This window comes from Euzebya rosea (assembly GCF_003073135.1).
Lineage (GTDB): Bacteria > Actinomycetota > Nitriliruptoria > Euzebyales > Euzebyaceae > Euzebya > Euzebya rosea.
The window spans coordinates 168,345-189,875 of the sequence record NZ_PGDQ01000013.1 but is presented as its reverse complement, the minus strand read 5'-3'; the positions used below and the strand labels follow the sequence as shown (position 1 = coordinate 189,875).

At 68.2% G+C, this 21,531-nt stretch carries 17 protein-coding genes, 3 tRNA genes and 1 pseudogene; 3 read left to right on the top strand and 18 right to left on the bottom strand.

Going from position 1 to position 21,531, the window contains the following annotated elements; all coding sequences use genetic code 11:
* Positions 1-3,672: InlB B-repeat-containing protein (locus tag CUC05_RS17675; RefSeq protein ID WP_205712410.1), on the top strand; the 3,672-nt coding region annotated here is incomplete at its 5' end.
* Positions 3,673-3,760: 88 nt separating this feature from the next.
* Here the strand turns inward: CUC05_RS17675 and tuf are convergent.
* The 4 genes from tuf to CUC05_RS17655 all read right to left on the bottom strand — a co-directional run bounded on the left by tuf (position 3,761) and on the right by CUC05_RS17655 (position 5,606).
* Positions 3,761-4,948: an elongation factor Tu gene (gene tuf / locus CUC05_RS17670; RefSeq protein ID WP_108665830.1), complete on the bottom strand. Its 1,188-nt coding sequence runs from the start codon at positions 4,946-4,948 to the stop codon at positions 3,761-3,763.
* A 137-nt stretch (positions 4,949-5,085) separates the two neighbouring features.
* Positions 5,086-5,158 (bottom strand) — tRNA-Met (locus tag CUC05_RS17665).
* 91 nt (positions 5,159-5,249) lie between these two features.
* Positions 5,250-5,322 (bottom strand) — tRNA-Thr (locus CUC05_RS17660).
* A 202-nt stretch (positions 5,323-5,524) separates the two neighbouring features.
* Positions 5,525-5,606 (bottom strand) — tRNA-Tyr (locus CUC05_RS17655).
* 129 nt (positions 5,607-5,735) lie between these two features.
* Here CUC05_RS17655 and CUC05_RS17650 point away from each other — a divergent pair.
* Positions 5,736-6,224, top strand: coding sequence for a YajQ family cyclic di-GMP-binding protein (locus CUC05_RS17650; protein WP_108667458.1), 489 nt, complete (start codon positions 5,736-5,738; stop codon positions 6,222-6,224).
* Between the two features lie 150 nt (positions 6,225-6,374).
* Entirely contained in the window at positions 6,375-6,533 is a 159-nt protein-coding gene (locus tag CUC05_RS24820; RefSeq protein ID WP_157965703.1) for a hypothetical protein, read from the top strand.
* Between the two features lie 143 nt (positions 6,534-6,676).
* Here the strand turns inward: CUC05_RS24820 and CUC05_RS17645 are convergent, their stop codons facing one another.
* The 14 genes and pseudogenes from CUC05_RS17645 to CUC05_RS17580 all read right to left on the bottom strand — a co-directional run bounded on the left by CUC05_RS17645 (position 6,677) and on the right by CUC05_RS17580 (position 21,445).
* Positions 6,677-7,498 carry a M48 family metalloprotease gene (locus CUC05_RS17645; protein ID WP_108667457.1) on the bottom strand — a complete coding sequence of 274 codons (822 nt, stop codon included), beginning with the start codon at positions 7,496-7,498 and terminating at the stop codon, positions 6,677-6,679.
* 214 nt (positions 7,499-7,712) lie between these two features.
* Complete coding sequence (locus tag CUC05_RS17640) at positions 7,713-8,453, bottom strand: phosphatase PAP2 family protein (protein WP_157965702.1); 741 nt, start codon at positions 8,451-8,453, stop codon at positions 7,713-7,715.
* 68 nt (positions 8,454-8,521) lie between these two features.
* Positions 8,522-10,009 carry an NADH-quinone oxidoreductase subunit N gene (locus tag CUC05_RS17635; RefSeq protein ID WP_108667441.1) on the bottom strand — a complete coding sequence of 496 codons (1,488 nt, stop codon included), beginning with the start codon at positions 10,007-10,009 and terminating at the stop codon, positions 8,522-8,524.
* A gap of 49 nt (positions 10,010-10,058) precedes the next feature.
* Positions 10,059-11,588 carry a complex I subunit 4 family protein gene (locus tag CUC05_RS17630; RefSeq protein ID WP_108667440.1) on the bottom strand — a complete coding sequence of 510 codons (1,530 nt, stop codon included), beginning with the start codon at positions 11,586-11,588 and terminating at the stop codon, positions 10,059-10,061.
* Positions 11,589-11,637: 49 nt separating this feature from the next.
* Positions 11,638-13,902, bottom strand: coding sequence for an NADH-quinone oxidoreductase subunit L (gene nuoL / locus CUC05_RS17625; protein ID WP_108667439.1), 2,265 nt, complete (start codon positions 13,900-13,902; stop codon positions 11,638-11,640).
* A gap of 14 nt (positions 13,903-13,916) precedes the next feature.
* On the bottom strand, positions 13,917-14,231 hold the full coding sequence (gene nuoK / locus CUC05_RS17620; RefSeq protein WP_108667438.1) for an NADH-quinone oxidoreductase subunit NuoK: 315 nt from the start codon (positions 14,229-14,231) through the stop codon (positions 13,917-13,919).
* A complete protein-coding gene (locus CUC05_RS17615) occupies positions 14,231-14,869 on the bottom strand; it encodes an NADH-quinone oxidoreductase subunit J family protein (protein WP_108667437.1) in 639 nt (212 codons plus the stop codon). Before CUC05_RS17615 ends, nuoK begins: the two co-directional genes overlap by 1 nt.
* Positions 14,870-15,084: 215 nt before the next feature.
* A pseudogene (locus tag CUC05_RS17610) lies at positions 15,085-15,693 on the bottom strand (NuoI/complex I 23 kDa subunit family protein); the annotation flags it as partial.
* 3 nt (positions 15,694-15,696) lie between these two features.
* Entirely contained in the window at positions 15,697-16,725 is a 1,029-nt protein-coding gene (locus CUC05_RS17605; RefSeq protein WP_108667435.1) for a complex I subunit 1/NuoH family protein, read from the bottom strand.
* Positions 16,726-16,777: 52 nt separating this feature from the next.
* Complete coding sequence (locus CUC05_RS17600; RefSeq protein WP_240606275.1) at positions 16,778-17,959, bottom strand: NADH-quinone oxidoreductase subunit D; 1,182 nt, start codon at positions 17,957-17,959, stop codon at positions 16,778-16,780.
* Positions 17,952-18,920 carry an NADH-quinone oxidoreductase subunit C gene (locus CUC05_RS17595; RefSeq protein ID WP_108667434.1) on the bottom strand — a complete coding sequence of 323 codons (969 nt, stop codon included), beginning with the start codon at positions 18,918-18,920 and terminating at the stop codon, positions 17,952-17,954. Before CUC05_RS17595 ends, CUC05_RS17600 begins: the two co-directional genes overlap by 8 nt.
* Before the next feature lie 13 nt (positions 18,921-18,933).
* Entirely contained in the window at positions 18,934-19,503 is a 570-nt protein-coding gene (locus CUC05_RS17590; protein WP_108667455.1) for an NADH-quinone oxidoreductase subunit B, read from the bottom strand.
* Entirely contained in the window at positions 19,473-19,856 is a 384-nt protein-coding gene (locus tag CUC05_RS17585; RefSeq protein WP_108667433.1) for an NADH-quinone oxidoreductase subunit A, read from the bottom strand. Before CUC05_RS17585 ends, CUC05_RS17590 begins: the two co-directional genes overlap by 31 nt.
* A gap of 230 nt (positions 19,857-20,086) precedes the next feature.
* On the bottom strand, positions 20,087-21,445 hold the full coding sequence (locus tag CUC05_RS17580) for a S8/S53 family peptidase (protein WP_157965701.1): 1,359 nt from the start codon (positions 21,443-21,445) through the stop codon (positions 20,087-20,089).
* Positions 21,446-21,531: the final 86 nt, after the last annotated feature.

Below are 21,531 nucleotides of genomic sequence, written 5' to 3'. Positions count from 1 at the left end.
ACCATCGGCAGCTTCGAGCACATCCTGACCGCCACCACGGTCGGGCCGTTCGCCGCCAACCACACCCCCAACCCCGCCCACACCGCGTCGGTCGACTGGATCCAGAACGCCAACGACCCCCTCACCGACGAGGACGGGGACCCCACACCCCCACCGCCCACCGACCACACCGTGCAGGTCGACGTGGTCGGTGCCGGCAGCGTGACGAGTGACCCCGAGGGGCCGGGCCATCCCGACGGCACCCTCGTCACCCTCTCGGCCCACCCCGACGCCGGCTGGACCTTCGACGGCTGGTCCGGGGACATCACCAGCACCGACAACCCGCTGCAGTTCGTCGTGGAGGACGACACCACCCTGGTCGCCACGTTCGCCGAGCTGCCCACCCATTCCCTCGAGTCAGACGACTTCTCCGCGGGCTGGGACACCGACCGCTGGGTCGAGGTGGATCCGGTCGGCGACGGCACCGTCGGGGTGTCCGGCCAGGGGACCGAACAGGCCTCGATCGACCTGTCGGTGCCGGCGGGGACCTCCCACGACCCGTGGAGGACCAACCGGGCGCTGCAGCTCCTTCAGCCGGTCGCCGACATCGACGTCTTCGTCCAGGTCGGCTTCCTCGGTGTGCCGGTCGAGCGGTACCAGATGCAGGGGTTGATGGTCGTCGAGGACGACGACAACTGGCTGCGAATCGACTTCGTCCACGTCGGCAGCCGGCTGCGGGTGTACGCCGGCAGCACCGTCGACGGCAGGACGACCACCGAGCTGGCCACGACCATCACCGCGAGCGGTCCTGTCGCCCTCAGGGTCGACCGTGCCGGCGACACGTGGACCGTGGAGTGGTCCGACGACGGCACGACGTTCCACGGCGCCGGCGTGTTCGACCATCCGATCGCGATGACCCGGCTCGGCCCGTTCGTCGCCAACCACACCCCCAACCCGGCCTTCGTCGCGGAGGTCGACTACGTGATGAACCTGGACGCCCCGTTGGCGACCGAGGACGGTCAGCCGTGGGACGACCAGCCGAATCCGGACCCCGACCCCGACCCCGGCCCGGGACCCGAACCCGCGATCACCGACCAGCCCGAGGACACGCTCGTCGGCCCGGACGGCACCGCCAGCTTCGCGGTTGGGGTCAGCGGGACACCCGAACCGTCGATCCAGTGGCTCCGCAACGGCGTGCCCATCCACGGGGCGACGTCGGCAACCCTGCAGCTGGCTGCCGAGCTCGAGCAGGACGGTTCGACGTTCGTGGCCAGGGCGACGAACACCCACGGCACGGTCGACAGCGACCCCGCGGTCCTGCACATCGGCCAGGACGCCCCGACCTGGTGGAGCGATGCCCACGACCACCGCGTGACGTTGACGGCAACGCCGGCGGACGCGGTGGACGGCGCGCTCGTCGTGTTCGACGTGGACCTCCCGGCAGCGCTGGCAGCGGCCGGGGCGACCGACACCGACGTCGACGTCGACGGGCTGCGCCTGGTCGAGGTCGACGCGGCGGGGGTGGTGATCGACGACGCCGTGGACTTCCAGCTGGACGAACGGGACGGTCCGGCGGCGGGCGAGCTGGTGGTTCGGCTGGGTGGCGTGACCGCGGCCGGCACGTCCAGGTCGTTCGACCTGTACGTCACCACCGGCGACAGCGGACTGTCCCCGCAGGACGTGGCCCCGCAGGTCACGGTCCAGGGCGACACGGCGCAGGGGCACCCCGTAGCCAGGACCGCGACCCCGGCTGGGGAGTGGACCTACCAGATGGACGGAGGCGCCTTCGCCAACCTCGTGGACGTCGCCGGCAACGACTGGATCAGCTGGAGCACCGCACCCGGTGCGCTGGGCGAGTACCGGGGGATCCCGAACCTCGTCTACCCGGCCGGCAGCCTGCGACCCGGGGCGACCAACGCCACGACCGTCGTGTCGGGTGCGGGGCCGCTCCGGGCAACACTGGAGACCACCACCAGCGACGGATGGGCGGTGCGATGGGACATCACCCCCACGCACGCGACGATGGAGGTCCTGACGGCTCCCTCGAGGTACTGGTTCCTCTACGAGGGGACCCCGGGCGGCGTCCTCGACCCGACGCTGGACACCGTCACCCGGCCGGGTGGGGTCGTGACCCCCGCGCACGAGGCCTGGACGGAGGACCTGGCCGGGGACGAGCACGTCGTGGTCACCGACGGTCCCACCGGCCGGTCGTTGTTCGTGGCTGCGCACGCCGACGACACCACGGTGGACTCCTACCGGGCCATGGACGAGGTCATGACCGTCCTCGGACTGGGGCGCGAGAACCTCGCTCGCCACCTGTCCGGTTCGGGCTGGGTGGTGTCCGTCGGGCTGGTCGACGGCGACCCCGGGGCGGCCATCGACGCGGCCCGGGCCACGATCGATGGCACCACCGGCCCGGCCGAGGTGCGCGGCGGCCCGGCCAGCGGCGATCAGGTCCCGCCGGCCATGGTCGACGTCGACGTCACGGTGGGCGAGACCACCGCAACCATCGTGTGGACGACCGACGAGCCGGCCTCCGGCGTCGTCGAGTGGGGTGTGGCCGCCCCCGGGGCCGACGGGACGGCCACGGACGGCGCGCTGGTCACCGATCACCTGCTCGACATCGACGGCCTGACCGCTGGCACCACGTACCGCTACACCGTCAGCGGGCGGGACGCGGCAGGCAACCACGCGACGACCGCCGAGGCGACGTTCACGACCAGCGGTGGAGGCGGCGGCGGACCGGGAGGGGGTGCCGGACCGTCCATCGCCGTCTGGTACGGCGACCACCAGGAGGTCGGGGCGTCGGGGACCACGTCGGTCTGGACCGAGGTGCTGGGCAACGTCACCGATCCCGACGGGGTCGCCTCGTTGACCTACACCCTGGACGGCGGGCCGAGCCAGCCGTTGTCGCTCGGTCCCGACCTGCGGCGGCTGCAGTTCCCCGGCGACTTCAACGTGGAGATCGACAACACCCTCCTGCCCCCGGGCGAGCACACCGTGGTCCTGACCGCGACCGACAGCCTCGGCAACACCTCGACGCGATCGGTGGTCATCGATCGTGTCGCCGGAACGGCACCGATGCCGTTCGTCGTCGACTGGGACACGGCAGGGGCGATCGGCGCGGTCGGACATGTCGTCGACGGCCTGTGGTCGACGGCCAGCGGCGCGCTGCGGACCAGCCAGCTCGGCTACGACCGGGTGGTCGCGGTGGGCGACCTGACCTGGACCAACATGGACGTCGTCGTCCCGTTCGTCGTGCACGGGTTGGGGCCCGACAGCGGGACCCCGCAGAGCGGTGCGCCGCTGGTCGGCCTCGGACTGCGCTGGCGGGGACACAGCAACGAGTCCGGCGAGCAGCCCAGCATCGGCTTCTGGCCCATCGGCGCCTACACCTGGTACCGCTGGCAGAACGGTGGCCGGGTCGAGCTGTACGCGAGTGGCGGCTCGCCGGTGGATCGCACGTACGTGCCGCTCGAGTTCGGGACGCCATACGTGATGCACGCCCGGGCAGTCACCGTCGGCGTGGAGACCACCTACCAGTACTCGGTGTGGCCCGAGGGCGAACCCGAACCGCCCTGGCAGGTGGAGCTGACCACGAGCAACGGGCACCTGTCGGGCAGCGTCGCCCTGATCGCCCACCACGCCGACGTGTCCTTCGGCACCGTGACGATCACGGACCCGGGGACGTGAGGCCCGGTGCGTCGGCTGGGCGCACCGAAAACGGAAGCGGGCGGGCGTCCGATGGGGACGCCCGCCCGGTTCCAGGTGAACCTGTTGGTTACTCGATGATCTTGACGACGCGGCCAGCACCCACGGTCCGACCACCCTCACGGATGGCAAACCGCAGACCCTCGTCCATCGCGATGGGCTGGATCAGCTCAACCGTCATCTCGGTGTTGTCACCCGGCATCACCATCTCGGTCCCACCAGGCAGCTCCACCGCACCAGTCACATCCGTGGTCCGGAAGTAGAACTGGGGACGATAGTTGTTGAAGAACGGCGTGTGACGCCCACCCTCGTCCTTGGACAGGATGTAGACCTGCGCCTCGAACTTGGTGTGCGGCGTGATCGACTTCGGCGCCGCCAGCACCTGCCCGCGCTCCACCTCGTCCTTCTTCGTCCCACGCAGCAACACACCAACGTTGTCGCCAGCCTCACCACGGTTCAACAGCTTGCGGAACATCTCCACACCCGTGACCGTCGTCGACGTCGTGTCCTTCAACCCGACGATCTCGATGGTGTCACCAACCGTGACCACACCACCCTCGATACGACCAGTCACCACAGTCCCACGACCCGTGATGGAGAACACGTCCTCGATCGGCATCAGGAACGGCTTGTCCAGGTCACGCTCGGGGTCGGGGAAGAAGTCATCCACCGCCTGCATCAGGTCAAGGATGTTCTGCTCCCACGCCTCATCACCCTCCAGCGCCTTCAGCGCCGACACCGGGATGACCGGGCACTCATCACCATCGAACTCATAGGAGGACAGCAGCTCACGAACCTCAAGCTCCACCAGCTCCAGCAGCTCCTCGTCATCGACCATGTCGACCTTGTTCAGCGCCACCACCAGGTTCGGCACACCCACCTGACGGGCAAGCAGCACGTGCTCACGCGTCTGCGGCATCGGACCATCAGCAGCCGACACCACCAGGATCGCCCCATCCATCTGGGCCGCACCCGTGATCATGTTCTTGACGTAGTCCGCGTGACCCGGCGCATCCACATGCGCGTAGTGACGCTTCTCCGTCTCGTACTCCACATGAGAAACGTTGATCGTGATACCACGCTCACGCTCCTCCGGAGCCTTGTCGATCATGTCGAACGCCGACGCCGTCACGTTCGGGTTGTTCTTGGCCAACACCGTCGTGATCGCCGCCGTCAACGTGGTCTTGCCATGGTCGACGTGACCGATCGTGCCGATGTTCATGTGCGGCTTGGTGCGCTCGAACGTTGCCTTAGCCATGTCTCCAGGCTCCTGTTGTGCGGGAGGACGCGGCCCCTGAGCTGGCCGCTCGGATTCGCCCCGCTTGGCGGGGACTCGGATGGATGCCACGACTGGTCGTGGGCACACCCTCCGGCGGGAGCCGCCGGAGGGAGTCGTAGCGGCGGGTGGACTTGAACCACCGACACCTCGATTATGAGCCGAGTGCTCTAACCCCTGAGCTACGCCGCCGTGTCGGCCCCCTGAGGGGCACGATGGTCTGTATGTCGACGCCGGGGAAGCGTCGTTGTCCGAGCCTGTGATGGCTCTGGGTCGTGATGTGAGCCCCCCAACGGAATCGAACCGTTGACCTCTTCCTTACCATGGAAGCGCTCTGCCGACTGAGCTAGGGGGGCGTGGAGGGACGTGATTCCGTTCCTCACGGGAGGTGGAGAGTATCGGCCCTCGAGCGCCCTCGTGCAACTACGCCACCTGTCCCACAGTCACAGCCGTGTCGTGGCGGCCATCGAGTAGGCGATCCACGTGAGGTCGGGCGGGTGCGAACGGACCCTCGGGAACGTCGAACGCCCCCTCGTGGTCGAGGGGGCGTTCGGTCCGTGGTGGGTGCAGGATTTGAACCTGCGTAGGCTAAGCCGACGGAATTACAGTCCGCTCCCTTTGGCCACTCGGGCAACCCACCGGGAGTCGAGAAGGGTAGCACCCTCCCCACGGCCTTCGCACACCCACGCCATCGCACCCACGTCGCCGCACCCCGACGGTGTTCGACGTGCATGGTCCACCCGGCCGGTCCGCGGACTACGCTGTGGCCATGGCAGATTCCAGCTTTGACGTAGTGGCCGAGGTCGACCGCCAGGAGGTCGACAACGCGCTGAACCAGACCAGCAAGGAGCTCGCGCAGCGCTTCGACTTCAAGGGGACGGGCGCCAGCATCCGATGGTCCGGCGAGGACATCCTGATCGAAGCCAACAGCGAGGAGCGGGTCGAGGCCGCGCTCGACGTGCTCAAGACGCGGATGGTCAAGCGCAAGCTCAGCCAGAAGGCCCTGGACGTGGGTGAGGTCAAGCCGGGCTCGGGCGGCATGTACCGGCTGGAGATCTCCTTGGTGAGCGGCATCCCCAAGGACAAGGCCAAGGAGATGGTCAAGCTGATCAAGGCGTCGAAGCTGAAGGTGACCCCGTCGATGCAGGACGAGCAGATCCGGGTGAGCAGCAAGTCCCGCGACGCCCTGCAGGAGGTCCAGGCCCTGCTGCGCAACAACGATCAGGACCTTCCCCTTCGGTTCACGAACTACAAGTAGCGTTCACCTTCGATTGGTCCGTTCGGACCAGCCCCAATGGCCATGATCAACAGGCCATGTGCGTCATCGCTTGGGAATGAACGGCTGAGTACGCTTGTTCCAGCAAGAACAAGAAGCCGAAACCCAACCCTCACCGGGAGGTGAGCTGTGATGACCAACCCCATGTTCGACGCCGCGTTCTCCAACCTCTTGCAGAAGTTCCGGACCCACGAGGACCTCCGCGCCTCCAAGGCCGACCTCGCGACGTTGTCCCGGTCGTCCCACGAGCTGTTCCAGGCGCGCATGGCCATGCGCAACGCCGCCCGCTAGAGAGGGAACACTCCCGCGGGACGCCGACCGCGGACCACGCAGTCAACGCCGGGCCCACGGGCTCCGCACAGAGGAAACGCAGACGCCCCGCTCCACGAAGGAGCGGGGCGTAGTCGTGTCCGGGGACCGGTGATGGGGCCGGATCAGCCGACCTGGCCCATCCGCTGGGCGATCTGGTGGAGGTTCGCGACGCGGTCCTCCGTCTTCGGGTGGGTGCGGAACAGCCCACCCATGCCGCCCATGCCGCCGAAGGGGGCGGAGATGTAGAGGGACTGGAAGGCCGACGACGCCTCGGCAGGCGTGCCACCGAGCCGTGCGCGGGCACGGCCACCGGCGTCGAGCTTCTGCAGGGCGCTCGCCAGCGCCAGCGGCTTGCCGGTCAGCTCGGCACCGGAGGTGTCGGCCTGGGTCTCGCGGCTGCGGGTCACGGCGAACTGGATCAACATCGCGGCGATGGGGGCGAGGAAGATCGTCAGGATGCCGGCGCCGAGGCCGCCACCCTCTCGGTCGCGACCGCCACGACCGAAGAACAGGCCGAAGCGGGCCATGAACGTGATCGCCGTGGCCAGGGTGGCTGCGACCGAGCCGATGAGGATGTCCCGGTTGTAGACATGGGACAGCTCGTGGGCGAGGACACCCTCCATCTCCTCGCGGTCGAGGATGTCGATGAGCCCCTGGTTGACGCAGACCGCCGCGTTGGTGGGGTTGCGACCGGTCGCGAAGGCGTTGGGCTGTGGGGACGGGGACACGAAGAGCCTGGGGAGCGGCTGGCCCGCACGCGCAGCGAGGTCACCGACCATCTGGTGGTACCACGGGTACGCGGTGGGATCGGCCGGGACGGCCCGGGCCATCCGGATGGCCAGCTTGTCGCTGAACCAGTAGGAGCCGACGTTCATCGCCAGCGCGAGGACCAGCGCGATCGTCAGGCCCCCCTGACCGCCGAAGTAGGACCCGACGGCCAGCATCAGGCCGGACAGGCCGGCCAGCAGGACGAAGGTCTTGACGGACTTGAACACCGTGTGCTCACACTCCTGTGGGGACGCGCCTCCCGCGCCGTGCGGGGGCTGTCCACAAGCGTATGCAGGACCGGTCCCCCGGAAACCCCGGGGTGGTAAAGCTCGGGTCAATCCGTGCCGCAGCCGCGTCCCCCGGGATCCGGACCGGTGTGGCTCGCGAGTGCTAGCGGGGCCCGCCAGCGGTGCGGACGTCCTCGGCAGCGGTCCCGGTGGCGATGTCCTGCACGAGGTCGAGGAGTCCACGGGCGTCGTAGAAGAGCGTTGCCGCCGAGTACGCCGCGACGAAGCCGATGGCCAGCGACAGCGAGGGATGGGCCCGCAGCCAACCCAGCGCCCGGTCGTTGGCGCTCGCCGGCACCGGGAGCCACAGGCAGAAGGCCGTGATCGCCGCACCTGCCATGGCACCCACGAGGATGTCGCTTGGATAGTGGAATCCCATGTAGACCCTCGGCAGCAGCACGAACAGCGTGCTGTACCCGAGCAGCCACCAGCCAGCACGTCGGTCGATCCACCACACCAGCACCACGAGCGCCGCCATGAGGGCCGCATGGTCGCTCGGGAAGCTGCTGGAGGTCCGGAGCGACTCCAGCGACCCCTCGTCCAGCGCACCGATGGTGACGAGGTCCAGGGAGTCGTTCATCAGGGGCCGGGCTCGGAAGGGCAGGAACTCCTGTGAGACCCGCACACCCATGGTCGCGACCAGCAGCCCCACGCCGCCGCGCACGAGGGTCAAGCGGTCGTCCAGCAACGTCCCGAACCGGCGGTGGGCCACCCCGATCAGGACGGCGATGGCCGCCACGGCCTTGAAGATGTCGAGCGTCGAGACGAGCAGGACGACGTCGTCGAACAGCTCGCTGGAGCCGGCCGCGCTGTTGACGACCTCGACCGCTACCCCAGCGAACACGAACACAACACTAGCTTAACGCAGAGTGACCTTCGCGTCGCCCGGTTTCTCGGCGACCACGCAGCCCGCTAGCTGCCGGCAGCGACCAACGTCGACATCTCGGCGAACCCGGCGAACGCCTGCGGCAGCAGGCCGAGGACCACGGCAGCCACGGCGAGGCCACCGATGGCGACCCACAGGGGGGCGCCGGGGCGGACACGCGCCGCACCCTCCGGCGGGGCGTCCATCCACATGGTGCGGGCGACCCGCAGGTAGTAGAAGGCGCCGATCACGGAGTTGACGACGATCGCCGCGGCCAGCACGACACCGATGGCGTTGAGGGGCTGCGCGACAGCCAGCAGGATGACGAACTTGGCGTACCAACCGACCAGCGGCGGGATGCCCGTCAGGGCGACCAGGAACAACGTCAGCGGGACGGCCAGCCCCGGCTGGGTCAGGCCCAGCCCGGCGAAGTCGCTGATCTGCTTGCCCGGGCGGGTGCGGGCCACCGCGGTGACCACGGCGAACGCCCCGATGTTCATCACCGAGTAGACGAGCAGGTAGACCATCACCGCGGAGAAGGCCTGGCTGTTGATGTCGGCAGCGCCCGTCTGGACGATCCCGAACGGGACGAGGATGAACCCACCGGTGGACACCGAGGAGTAGGCCAGCAGTCGGACGATGTTGGACTGCTGCATCGCCGTCAGGTTGCCCAGCGTCATCGTGACGATGGCGATGATCGCGAGGATCGGCGCCCACACGTCGGCCAACGGCTCGAAGGCGATGAAGCAGACCTGCAGCAGGCCGGCCATACCAGCGGCCTTGGACAGCACCGACAGGAAGGCGGTCACCGGCAGCGGTGCACCCTCGTAGGTGTCGGGGGCCCAGAAGTGGAACGGCACCGCGGAGATCTTGAAGCCGAAGCCGACGATCACGAACAGCAGCGCGGCCAGGACCATCGGGTCGCCGGCGAAGGCGCCGAGGCGCTCGCCCAGCAGGACCAGGTCTGTGGTCCCCGTGAAGCCGTAGACGATCGAGGCGCCGAACAGCAGGACGGCCACCGACAGCACCCCGAAGAGGAAGAACTTCAGCGCACCCTCGTTGGACTTCAGGTCGAACTTCCGCAGACCCGCCATCACGAAGCCGGGGACCGACACGATCTCCAGCGCGATGAAGACCATGACGAGGTCACGCGCCGACGGCATCAGCAGCATGCCGACGTAGGAGGCCAGCAGCAGGAAGTAGTACTCACCCTGGTAGGTGCGGATCTCCTGGAAGTACCGCCAGCTGAGCAGGAGGATCAGGAGTCCACCGGCCAGGAAGAACCCCTTGAACAGCAGCGCGTAGTTGTCGACGACGAACATGTTGCCGAACGACCGGCGGTCGGTGCCGTCGATGGCCAGTCCGATGACGGCGGCCAGCGACCCGAGCACACCGATGATCGAGATCGGGTTGACGATCCAGACCTTGTTGCGCGGCAGGAAGGGCTCGGTCAGCAGCACCACGAACGTGGTGGTGAGCAGGATCAGCTCCGGTGTCAGCGACACCCAGTCGATCAGCTTCGGGTCGAGATCCATGTGCGAGGGGCTCCGGTGGGGAGGTGCAGGTGTGGGGCGTTGACCGAGGTCAGCCGCTGAAGAACGACATGATCTCGTTCACGTCGGGGGTGGTGATGCCCCAGACGAGGAACGGGAGGACGCCCAGCAGCAGCGTCATGGCCAGCAGGGGCAGCCAGGTGCCCCACTCGATGACGGAGATGTCGGCCAGGCCGGCCTCCAGCCACCGCTTGGGTGCGGAGCCCATGTTGATGCGCTGCAGCATGTAGAGGAAGTAGCCGGCGGTCAGCACGGTGCCGAAGGCCGCCAGGACCATGAGGACGCGGTAGAGGGTCAGCAGGCCGCCGGCCTCGAGGGCTGCCGCCGGCTGGAAGGCCGACAGCAGGGCGCCGAACTCGCCGGGGAAGCCGGCCAGGCCGGGAAGGCCCAGCGAGGCGATCGACACGAAGGTGAAGACCGCGGCCATCTTCGGCATCGTCTGCAGCACACCACCACCGATCTCGGCGATGTCACGGGTGTGGTAGCGCTCCTTCATCGAACCGACAACGAAGAAGAGCATGCCGGTGATGACGCCGTGGGCGATCATCCCGAAGATCGCCGCGTTGATGCCGACGGGGGTCAGGGTCGCGATGCCGAGCATCACGAAGCCCATGTGGCCGACGGAGGAGAAGGCGATCAGGCGCTTCAGGTCGGTCTGCGCGAGGCAGCAGAGCGCCCCGTAGATGATCGCGATGACGCTGAGCACACCGATGATCGGCGCGAAGTCGATCGCGCCCTCGGGGAGGATCGGGATGGCGATCCGCACGAACCCGTAGGTGCCCATCTTCAGCAGGATGCCGGCCAGCAGGACCGATCCGACGGTGGGGGCCTCGGTGTGGGCGTCCGGCAGCCAGGTGTGGAACGGCCACATCGGGACCTTGATGGCGAAGCCGAGGAAGATGCCCAGGAACGCCAGGCGCTGGAAGGTCTCGCTGAACGCGCCGGACTGGCCGAGCTCGGACAGGGCGACGATGTCGAAGGTGTTGCCGGTGAACCGCAGCGCCAGGAAGGCGACCAGCATGAAGACCGAGCCGAACAGCGTGTAGAGGAAGAACTTGACCGCCGCGTACTCACGACGCGGGCCACCCCAGACGCCGATCATGAAGTACATCGGGACCAGGACCAGCTCCCAGAAGATGAAGAACAGGATCAGGTCGAAGGCGATGAAGGTGCCGGCCATGCCCGTCTGCAGCAGCAGCATCAGGGCGAGGAAGGCCTTGGGCTTCCCGGGCGCCTCGATGTGGTGGTAGGCGTACACGCTGCACAGGAACGTCAGCAGGTAGCTCAGCACGAACAGCGGCAGCGAGATCCCGTCGATACCGATGTGGTACCGCGCGCCGACCGCGTCGATCCAGGGGATGTTGACCTCGTACTGCAGGCCCGAGGCCCCGAAGTCGTACCCGGCGAGGATCCCCAGGCTCAGCGCGAAGCCGATGACGGAGACGACAAGCGCAACGGGCTTGGCGGACTCCTCGGACTTGCTGGGGATCAGCGCGATGGCGATCGCGCCGATCAGCGGCGTGAAGAGGGTGAGGGTGATTGCCCAGTCGGACCAGAACATGATTCGAACTCAGTCTTTCTGCGTATTGAGAGGCTGCTGCTGCGGTGGGTTATGCAGCCGCTGCGAACAGCACTGCGAAGACGAAGACGCCGATGAACATCGCGCCGGCATAGAACTGCACGTTGCCTGACTGTGCGAACTTGATCAGGCCACCGGACCAGTTGGCGCCGGTACCGGCGCCGTTGACCGCGCCGTCGATGACCTTCTGGTCCACGACCCGGTACACGCCGCGGCCGAGGCTCCGGGTGCCGATGCCGGCCAGGTACACGACCCGGTCGATCACGTTGTCGTTGATCCAGTAGACGGCCGGGCTGATCCGGTCGCGGATGGTGGTCATGATCAGGCCGGAGTACAGGTCGTCCAGGAAGTACTTGCGCTGGAGGACGGTGGTGACCAGCCCGAGGTTGTTGAACGGGTCCTCCGCCGGTGCCTTGTAGGTCCGGTACATGAAGTACCCGGCAGCCAGGCCGGCGAGGCCGAGCACCGTGGAACCGATCGCGAGGCTCCAGTAGAAGTGCGGCGGGTGCCCCTCGAAGTACTCCAGGGACGGCATGGTCCACGCCGCGAAGCCCCACGAGTGCGCGAAGTCGAACGGGAGGTTGATGAACCCGATGCCGAGCGCCGGGACCGACAGGGCGATCAGCGGCCACTTCATGGACCGCGGCGACTCGTGCGGCGCCGGGTGGGTGTCGTCGATCGTGCCCCGGTAGTCACCGAAGAAGGTCATCGTCGTGGCGCGCGCCATGTAGAAGGCGGTCACGAAGCCACCGAGCGCGCCCAGGATCCAGACGAGGTTGCCGGTGTAGCCCATCTTGGTGAAGGCGCCCGCGAGCACCTCGTCCTTGGACCAGAAGCCGGCGAGCGGGAAGATCGCCGCCAGGGCCAGGGTGCCGATGATCCACGTCCAGAAGGTGGCGGGCATGTACTTGCGCAGGCCACCCATGTTGACCATGTCGTTGGAGTGGACCGCGTGGATGACCGATCCGGACGCGAGGAACAGCAGGGCCTTGAAGAACCCGTGGGTGAAGAGGTGGAAGATGCCGGCCGTGTAGCTGAAGGCCAGCGCCGCGACCATGTAGCCCAGCTGCGACACCGTGGAGTAGGCCAGCACGCGCTTGATGTCGTCCTGCACCAGGGCGAGGAAGCCCATCGAGAACAGCGTGATGGCACCGATGACCGCGATGACGGTCAGGGCGGCGGGCGAGAGCTGGTAGACGGGATAGATCCGCGCGACCAGGAAGATGCCGGCGGTCACCATGGTGGCCGCGTGGATCAGGGCCGACACGGGCGTCGGACCGGCCATGGCGTCGGGCAGCCAGGTCTGCAGGGGGAACTGCGCGGACTTGCCGATCGCACCCACGAACAGCGAGATCAGGCCGAAGGTCAGCAGGCCCGTCTCGAGGGGCGCACCCCCCGCCTGCTCGGCGTGGGTGGCCATGTCGATCATCTCGCCGATGTTGAACGTGCCGAACTGTGCCCAGAGCGAGACCACACCGACCATGAGGCCGACGTCGCCGAACTTGGTCGTCAGGAAGGCCTTCTGGGCGGCGTGCTGGTTTGAGCGCCCCTCCCAGTAGAAGCCGATCAGCAGGAACGAGCAGACGCCGACCAGCTCCCAGCCGACCAGCAGCTGCAGCATGTTGTTGGCGATCACCATGATCAGCATCGACATGGTGAACAGGCTGAGCAGCGTGAAGTAGTAGGTGTAGCGGGGCTCGCCCTTCATGTAGCCCGTGGAGTAGATGTGCACCATCAGGCTGACGAAGGTGACCAGCAGGAACATCATCGCGGCGAGGCCGTCGATGCGCTGTCCGGCCTCCAGCTCGAAGTCGCCGCCGAGCTGGCCCAGCGACAACGATCCCTCGTTGACGAAGCTGTGGATGCCCTCGGGGATCTCGATCGCCTCGCCCCCCTCGGTGGCCAGGTCAAGCCCCTCGAGGCCGGCTGCGGCGACCATCACGCCGTCGAGCGGGGAGCCCTGGCGCAGCGAGGTCTCCTCGGTGTGCTCTGCCTCGTCGGCGTGCTCCTCGTCCTCGGCGTGCTCGCCGTCGGTCGCTCCACCCTCCTCGGCGTGGTCCTCGTCCTCGGCGTGGTCACCCTCCTCGGAGTGGTGGTACTCCTCGAGGTCGGCGACGGCCTGGACGTTGGCGGAGAACACCTCGACGGCGACCAGCACCGACAGGACGAAGGCAAGGGCCAGCGCGGTGATGCCGAACTCGGCGCCCTTGCCCTTCATCTTCTTGCCGAAGAGCAGGGTCAGGACCGCCGAGATCGCCGGCAGCACCGGGATCAACCATGCGTAGTCAGAGATCATGAGAACAGGAGTTCCTAGTAGCGCATCAGGTCAGCGTCGTCGATGTTGACGCTGGCGCGGTTGCGGTAGAGCAGGAGGATGATGGCCAGGCCGATGCCGACCTCGGCGGCACCCACCGCGAGGACGAACAGCGCGAAGATCTGGCCGGTGAGGATCAGGTCGCCGTTGGTGGCACCGAAGGCGCCGAAGGTGACCAGGTTGATGGTGACGGCGGCGAGCATCATCTCCACGCTCATCAGCACCAGCACCGCGTTGCGGCGGGCCAGGACGCCGTAGACGCCCAGGCAGAACAGCAGGGCCGCGAAGGCCAGGGGGAACACGGCAAGCACTAGGAGTCCGCCTTTCCGCTGATGGCAGCCGGTGACTGCCTCTCACGCACGAAGGCACCCGGCTCGGCCCAGCTGTCGCCCTCGCGGGCGGCCGGGACCTCGGAACGGTCGATGTAGTCCCCGTCGACCGGGTCGGGGCCCTCGCCGACCTCCTGGCGGGCGATGATGACCGCACCGACCAGGGCGACGGTCAGCAGGAAGCCGAGCGCCAGGAGCGGGAAGGCCCACTCGACGTAGAGGAAGCTGGCCAGGTCGATCGTGAGCGTCGGCACCAGCTCCAGGCGGGTGTCGCCGAAGCTGCCGACGATGACGACCATCATGAACACGAAGAGCGCCGCGGCGACCCCGAAGGCAAGCCGCGTGTTCTCGGAGTCCTCGCGGATCGGACCGATGGGGGCACGGGTCAGCATGAGCCCGAAGAGGATCAGCACGATCACCGCGCCGGCGTAGACCAGCACCTGGGTCCAGGCGAGGAACTCCGCGCCCAGCAGCAGGAACACGCCGGCCACGCTCAGCAGCGCGATGACGAGGTACAGCGCGGAGTGGACGACGTTCTTGCTGACCACCACCAGCAGCGCGGCGGCGCCACCGAGGATGAAGGTCAGCAGCATCCAGTAGTCGGCGAGCTGCAGGTCCATCAGGAATCGCCTCCGTCGGAACCCTGCTGCCCCTGGGCGCCTTCGGCGCCACCCTGTTCAGCGAGGATCCGCTTCTTCTCGGCACGGACGTACGCGGCCTTGGCCTTGGCCCGGGCGACGCGCTCGGACTTGCCCTCCGCGACGAGCTTGTCGAAGACGGCCTGGTCGATCTGGGCCTCGACGTGGATGTCGTCCTCGGGACGCTTCTTCACCTCGGGCTTGGCCTCGGCGGCCGGCCCGGCGTCACCCGCGGCGGGTGCGGCCTTGGCGACGGCAGCAGCAGCAGTGGCGGCCTTCTTGCGTGCCGCGTCGAGGCCCTGCTGGATCTCCTTGGGCAGCTCGGCGCCGTACTCCAGCTCCGGCGGCGGCGGGACGGTGTCCATCCACTTGCGGAGCTGCTCCTTCTCGTGGGTCAGCTCCTGGATGGTCACCGTGGAGTACTCGAACTCCGGCGACCAGAACAGGGCGTCGAAGGGGCAGACCTCCACGCAGATGCCGCAGTACATGCACAGCGCGAAGTCGATCGCGAAGCGGTCGAGGATGTTGCGCGTCCGGGCACGTCCGCCGTCCTTGGGCGGCACCGTCTCCTTGTGGGAGTCGATGTAGATGCACCAGTCGGGGCACTCGCGGCTGCACAGCATGCAGACGGTGCAGTTCTCCTCCATCAGCGCGATCACACCGCGGGTACGCGGCGGGAGGTCGGGCTTGGTGTGGGGGTACTGCACGGTCGTCGGCTTGGTGAACATGGTCTTCAGCGTGACGCCGAGACCCTTCAGCAGGCCGATCTGTGGTGCGCCGCGCTTGGGCTTGGTGGGGGTACTCATCAGCTATGCGACCACCTTGAAGATCGCCACGACGACGATCTGCAGGATTGCGAGGGGGATCATGACGGTCCACGCGAACTTCTGGAGCTGGTCCTCGCGGAGACGCGGATAGGTGGACCGCAGCCACGTCATCACACCGACCAGGAGGAGGATCTTGCCGAGGGTGACGGCCGTGCCGAGCAGGTTGGCCAGCACCTCGTTGTCGGGCATGGGAACGCCCGGCCAGATGTACCAGCCACCCAGGTACATCACGACGATGAAGGCGCTGAAGACGACCATGCCCGCGAACTCGGTCAGCAGGAAGAAGGCGAAGCGCAGGCCGGAGTACTCCGTCATGTGCCCCGCGATCACCTCCGAGTCGGCGATCGGCATGTCGAAGGGCGGCCGGTTCAGCTCGGCGAGCACCGCGCAGGAGAAGACGAACAGCCCGATGACCTGCGGCACGGCGTAGGGCACGGGGATGCCGAAGGCGGTGTAGCTCGCCTGGGCCTCGACGATGCCCACCATGGACATCGTGCCGGCCTGCATCACCACGGCGGCGGCGGCCAGGAACAGGGGGATCTCGTAGGCGATCAGCTGGGCCGCTTCGCGCAGGCCACCGATCAGGGAGTACTTCGACGCCGACCCCCAGGCGGCCATCATCACACCGACGACCGACACCGAGGACACCGCGAGGGCGAAGAAGATGCCGATGTCGAGGGCCTCGGCGAACCCGCCGGGCGACAGGGGGATGACGACGATCATCAGGAGGGTCGGGATCAGCACGACACCCGGGGCCAGGTTGAACACCCACTTGTCGGCCGTGGCCGGGCGGATGTCCTCCTTCTGGATGAACTTGATGCCGTCGGCGACGAGCTGCAGGGCACCGAACGGGCCGGCTTCCATGGGCCCGAGGCGGTTCTGCATGAACGCCATGACCTTGTGTTCCTGGTACCCAGCCACCAAGGGGATGGTCAGGAAGAACACGACACAACCGGCCAGCTTCAGCAGAAGCGCAAGCCAGAAGTTGTCGAGTGCGAGGACTGATTCCATGAGTACGTGTGTTTCCTGATCCGACTAGCGGGCAGTGTCGATCGCGATCGCGCTAGCGATCGACGTCACCGACGACGAAGAACACCGAGCCGAGGATGGCGATCATGTCGGCCATGAGCTGGCCCTCGAGCAGGTACGGGATGGCCTGGACGTTGGAGAACGAGGGCGTGCGCATCTTCATGCGCCACGGGGTCTTCTGCCCGTCGCTGACCAGGTAGTAGCCGCCCTGGCCGAGGGGGTTCTCGGTGCGGACGTGGATGGCGCCCTCGGGGGCCTTCACGATCTTGGGCAGCTTGACGTTGACCGGGCCGGCCGGGATGTTGTCGAGGACCTGCTCGATGATGTCGACGCTGGCCTTCATCCGCTCGATGAGGCAGTAGAAGCGGTCGTAGCTGTCGCCGTTGGTGCCGGTCGGCACGTGGACGTCGACCTTGTCGTAGGCGGCGTAGGGCTGGGAGACCCGGACGTCCTCGTTGATGCCGGTGGCGTGCAGGGCGCACCCGCTCACGCCGTAGTCCAGCGCGACGTCCTGCGGCAGGATGCCGACGTTCTTGGTGCGGGCGATGAAGATCTCGTTGCCCAGCAGCAGGTCCTCGTACTGCTGGATTGCGCCCTTCATGCGCTGGGCCATGTCGGCGCTGGCCTGCAGGAAGCCGCGGGGCAGGTCCTCCTTGAGGCCACCCACACGTGTATAGGTGTAGTGCAGGCGCCCGCCGGTGGCGGCCTCGAGGATGTTCTGGATGTCCTCGCGCTCACGGACCGTGTAGAACATCGGCGTCAGCGCGCCGAGCTCCAGGGCGTAGGAGCCCAGCAGCAGCAGGTGGTTGAGGATCCTGTTCCACTCCGCCATCATCACGCGGATCCACTGGGCCCGTTCGGGGACCTCCAGCTCCATCATGGTCTCCACCGCGATGGCGACGCCGAGCTCGTTGCAGAACGCGCTCAGCCAGTCGTGGCGGTTGACCAGGGCGATGATCTGGCGGTAGTCACGCGCCTCGGCGAGCTTCTCGAAGCCGCGGTGCATGTACCCGATGACCGGCTGGGCCTTCTTGATCTGCTCGCCGTCGAGGTCGATGACCAGGCGGAGCACACCGTGGGTGGCCGGGTGGGCGGGGCCCACGTTGAGGTTCATCGACGTGGTGTCGAGCTCCGCTCCGCGGAACTCCACCAGCATGCCCTCCTGCGGACCGCCGGGGATGACCGGGGCGTTGGGTCGGGCCAGGGTCTCACTCATCGGTGCTGCCCTTCTCGTCGGGGTTCTCGTCGTCGTGGACCGAGGGACGCGCGGAGGAGTCCTCGAGGTCGTGGACGCCCTCGGCCTCCACGCCGGGCGTGCCGCTGTCCTGGGCGGGGCCGCCCTCGGCGACCTCTGCCTCGCGCTCGGGTTCGATCACGGGTTCGTCGGCGCCGGGTGCGTCACCCGGTGCCGGTGTGGCGGTGTCGCCGTCGACGGCACCAGCGGCCGCGTCCTTGGCCTCCGGGGTGTCGGCGATCTCCGCTGCCCCCTCGGGCTCGCCGGCGTCGGCGGCGGGGGCTGCCCCGGCCTGCTCGGCAGCCTTCTGCTCGGCCTTCCGCTTCCGCGCCTCCGCGGCCTTGGCCTTGGCGCGCTCGGCCTTGGCCTTGGCGGCAGCAGCACGGTCGCCCGGGTCGGCACCGGGGGCGGGGGCGGCGGCCTTCGGCTTGGCGTCGGCGTCGTCGTCGTCGCCGCCCGGTTCCTTGGCGCCCGGCCACGGCTTGACCTCCCGGGAGGTCAGCAGGAACTCCTTGCGGAGGGGCCAGCCCTCGAAGTTCTCCACCGTCAGGATGCGGGGCAGCAGGCCGGGGTGGCCCTCGAACACGATGCCGAACATGTCGTAGGCCTCGCGCTCGTGCCAGTCGGCACCGCGCCACACGTCGGTGAGGGTGGCCACGCGGGGCTCGTCACGGCCGCCGGGGACCATGGTCTTCAGCAGCACGCCGTCGCGGGTGATGTGGTTGTAGACGCGCACCACGACGCTGAAGCCGTCCTCGCGTTCGTCGACCCCACCGAGGAAGTCGAAGAAGGTCATGCCCAGGGTCTGCTTGCAGAACCGGGCGACCTGTGGGTAGGCCTCGGGGTCGACGGTGACCGTCAGCTGGTCGTGGGCGACGTCGGCAGCGAGCACGCGTTCGCCGAGCTCGTCGCGGAAACGATCCGCCAGTGCGTTGGGAGTCATGTGGTCAGCGGGCCTACATCGGGTCCGACAGCGGGTGACGGGTGGGGTCGCCACCGCCGACGACGATCGGCTGGCGGGCGTCGCGCTCGGCGTAGCGGTCCTTCAGGGACTCGTTGCCGATCAGCTCCTGCAGGTGGACGATCCCCTCCAGCAGGGCCTCCGGGCGCGGGGGGCATCCGGGGACGTACACGTCGACGGGGATGATCTGGTCGACGCCCTTGGTGACGGAGTAGCTGTCCCAGTAGGGGCCACCGCAGTTGGAGCAGGACCCGAAGCTGATGACGTACTTCGGCTCGGGCATCTGGTCGTAGAGCCGCTTGACGGCCGGGGCCATCTTGTCGGTCAACGTGCCCGCGACGATCATCACGTCGGCCTGCCGGGGGGCGTGGGCGAACGGGATGACCCCGAGGCGGATGAAGTCGTGACGAGCGGTGGATGCGGCGATGAACTCGATCGCGCAGCACGCCAGCCCGAAGTTGTAGACCCAGAGCGAGTACTTGCGTCCCCAGTTGAGGACGAAGCGCAGCGGCTTCGGGACTTCTACCTGGTCGCTCAGACCCACTTCAGCACACCCTTCTTGTATTCGTACGGCAGCGTGACGGTCACGAAGAACAGGAAGACCAGCATCACGCCGAGCACGAAGCCCTGGTCCGGACCGGCCGTCTCCAGGTAGTTGGCCCAGGGGAACACGAACAGCGTCTCCACGTCGAAGATGACGAACATGAAGGCGAACATGTAGTACCGGATGTTGGTCTGGGACCACCCGAACCCGACGGGATCGATGCCTGACTCGAACGCCACGCGCTTCTCGCCGTATCGGCCGTACTCGCGCTTGGGGCTGACGAGTCGGCCGAGCAGGAAGGCGACAGCGACAAGCGCGATGCCGGCGACCAGCAGCGCGATCACCGTGCCATAGGCCTCGTAGTACTCGGTCATGATTCTCCTGTGGAGGGGGACGTCACGCGCGGCTCGATGGGTGTCGCCGGGTGCAGAGGGCACCGACGCGTGCACCCCATGAGGGGCCGCGGGGGCATGAGTCTACGAAATGGGTAGAGGGGCTGCCGAATCCTCGGCCCCGGCACGCCACGACGGGGCACCCTCGGTGACAGGCGAACGGGCTCCCTGCACGCCCCGCAGCCGCCCGGGGCGCCCCGTTCCTGCGGGGATCACATGTCGTCGCGCCGGATGGCGTACCCGAAGTCTCTCGTGCGCCGACCCCTCCCCCGCAGCCACGTGACGGCGTCCTGGGCCGGAACGGAGGGGTCCTCGGCCATCCTCCGGGCCAGCCAGCCGGCGATCAGCGGGGCGGCGAAGGAGGTGCCGGACCACAGCGCGAGGGGGTCGGTGCCGAAGGTCTCGGGCTGCGGGTCGAAGCGCGGGTTCTCCTCCCCCGGCACATGGGTGCTGACCAGCCCCTCGCCGATGGTGGAGAAGTCCACCCAACGTCCCCGGGTCGACCAGCTGGCCGGGGTGACGCCGTCGTGGGCCAGCGCGGCCACGCCGAGCACACGCTTGGAGGCACCCGGCCACTTGGGTTCGGTGTTGCCCACGTTGCCCGCGGCCGCGACGACGAGGATGTCGGGCGACAGGGCGTCGAGGACCTGCTCGATGGCGACGGGCGGGTTGCCGTCGACGGTGGTGGTCCCGAACGAGAGGTTCAGCACGCCGCGGGGACGCGCCCAGCCGTTGGCGGCCGAGACCGCGGCGATCCAGTCGGCCGCTCGCTGGATGGCGGCGGCGACGTCGGCCTCGCTGCCACCCCCGACCGCGGTGAGGGCCCTGAAGGACCCCAGGTGCACGTCTGGGTAGGCCTGGCGCACCATGCCGAGGGCGAACGCCCCGTGGCCGGCGGCCGGATCCAGCATCGGCGGGGCGGTGACGGTGACGTCGGCCATGGTGATGCGATCCACCGCCGAGGTGCCGTGCTCGACGTGGGCCAGCCAGCCGCCGGGCCCGGCATGCACGCCCTCCGGCACACCGGTGTCGACGACGGCGACCGGCGTGGCCGACTCGTCGTCGCCCTTCGCCGGGTCGTGCGCCCGCATGCCCGACGTGGGGTGCTCCGGGCTGGCCCCGGCCTTGGCGGTCCACCCGCGCAGCGCGACGAAGTGGTTGGCGGAGCCCGCGATCCCCTTGTCGGCCATGACCTCCAGGGCCCTGTCGAGGTCGGCGGGGTCGCCGCCGAACGTCACGATGGCCCCGCTCCGGCTGCGTTCCCGGTACCCGACGCCGGCGAGGACCTCCTCGGCCGTCTCGTGGTCGTCGCGGTCGTCGGCCCGCACGATGACCTCGCCCTCGACGACGGGGATCGGCACGATCGAGCCGCCGGGCGCCTCCACCAGCTGCAGCCGTGGGATCTCGAGCCCGCTGACCGCGCGGCCCGCCCACTCGTTGTGGGCGGCGACGCTCTCGCGCATCACCCGGGCGTGCCACTCGTCGTCGGCGAGTCGCTCCAGCGCCCGCGCCTGCCGGGCGATCCGTTCCTTCTCGTCGGGCGTGCGGTCGTCGATGTTGTCACTGGCCACGTCGGTCACCCCTCAGGTGTCGTGTGTGCGATGGCGTTCGCCATCGAGGGACGATAGACGTCCCCGGCGCCTCCTGAGTGGTGGCG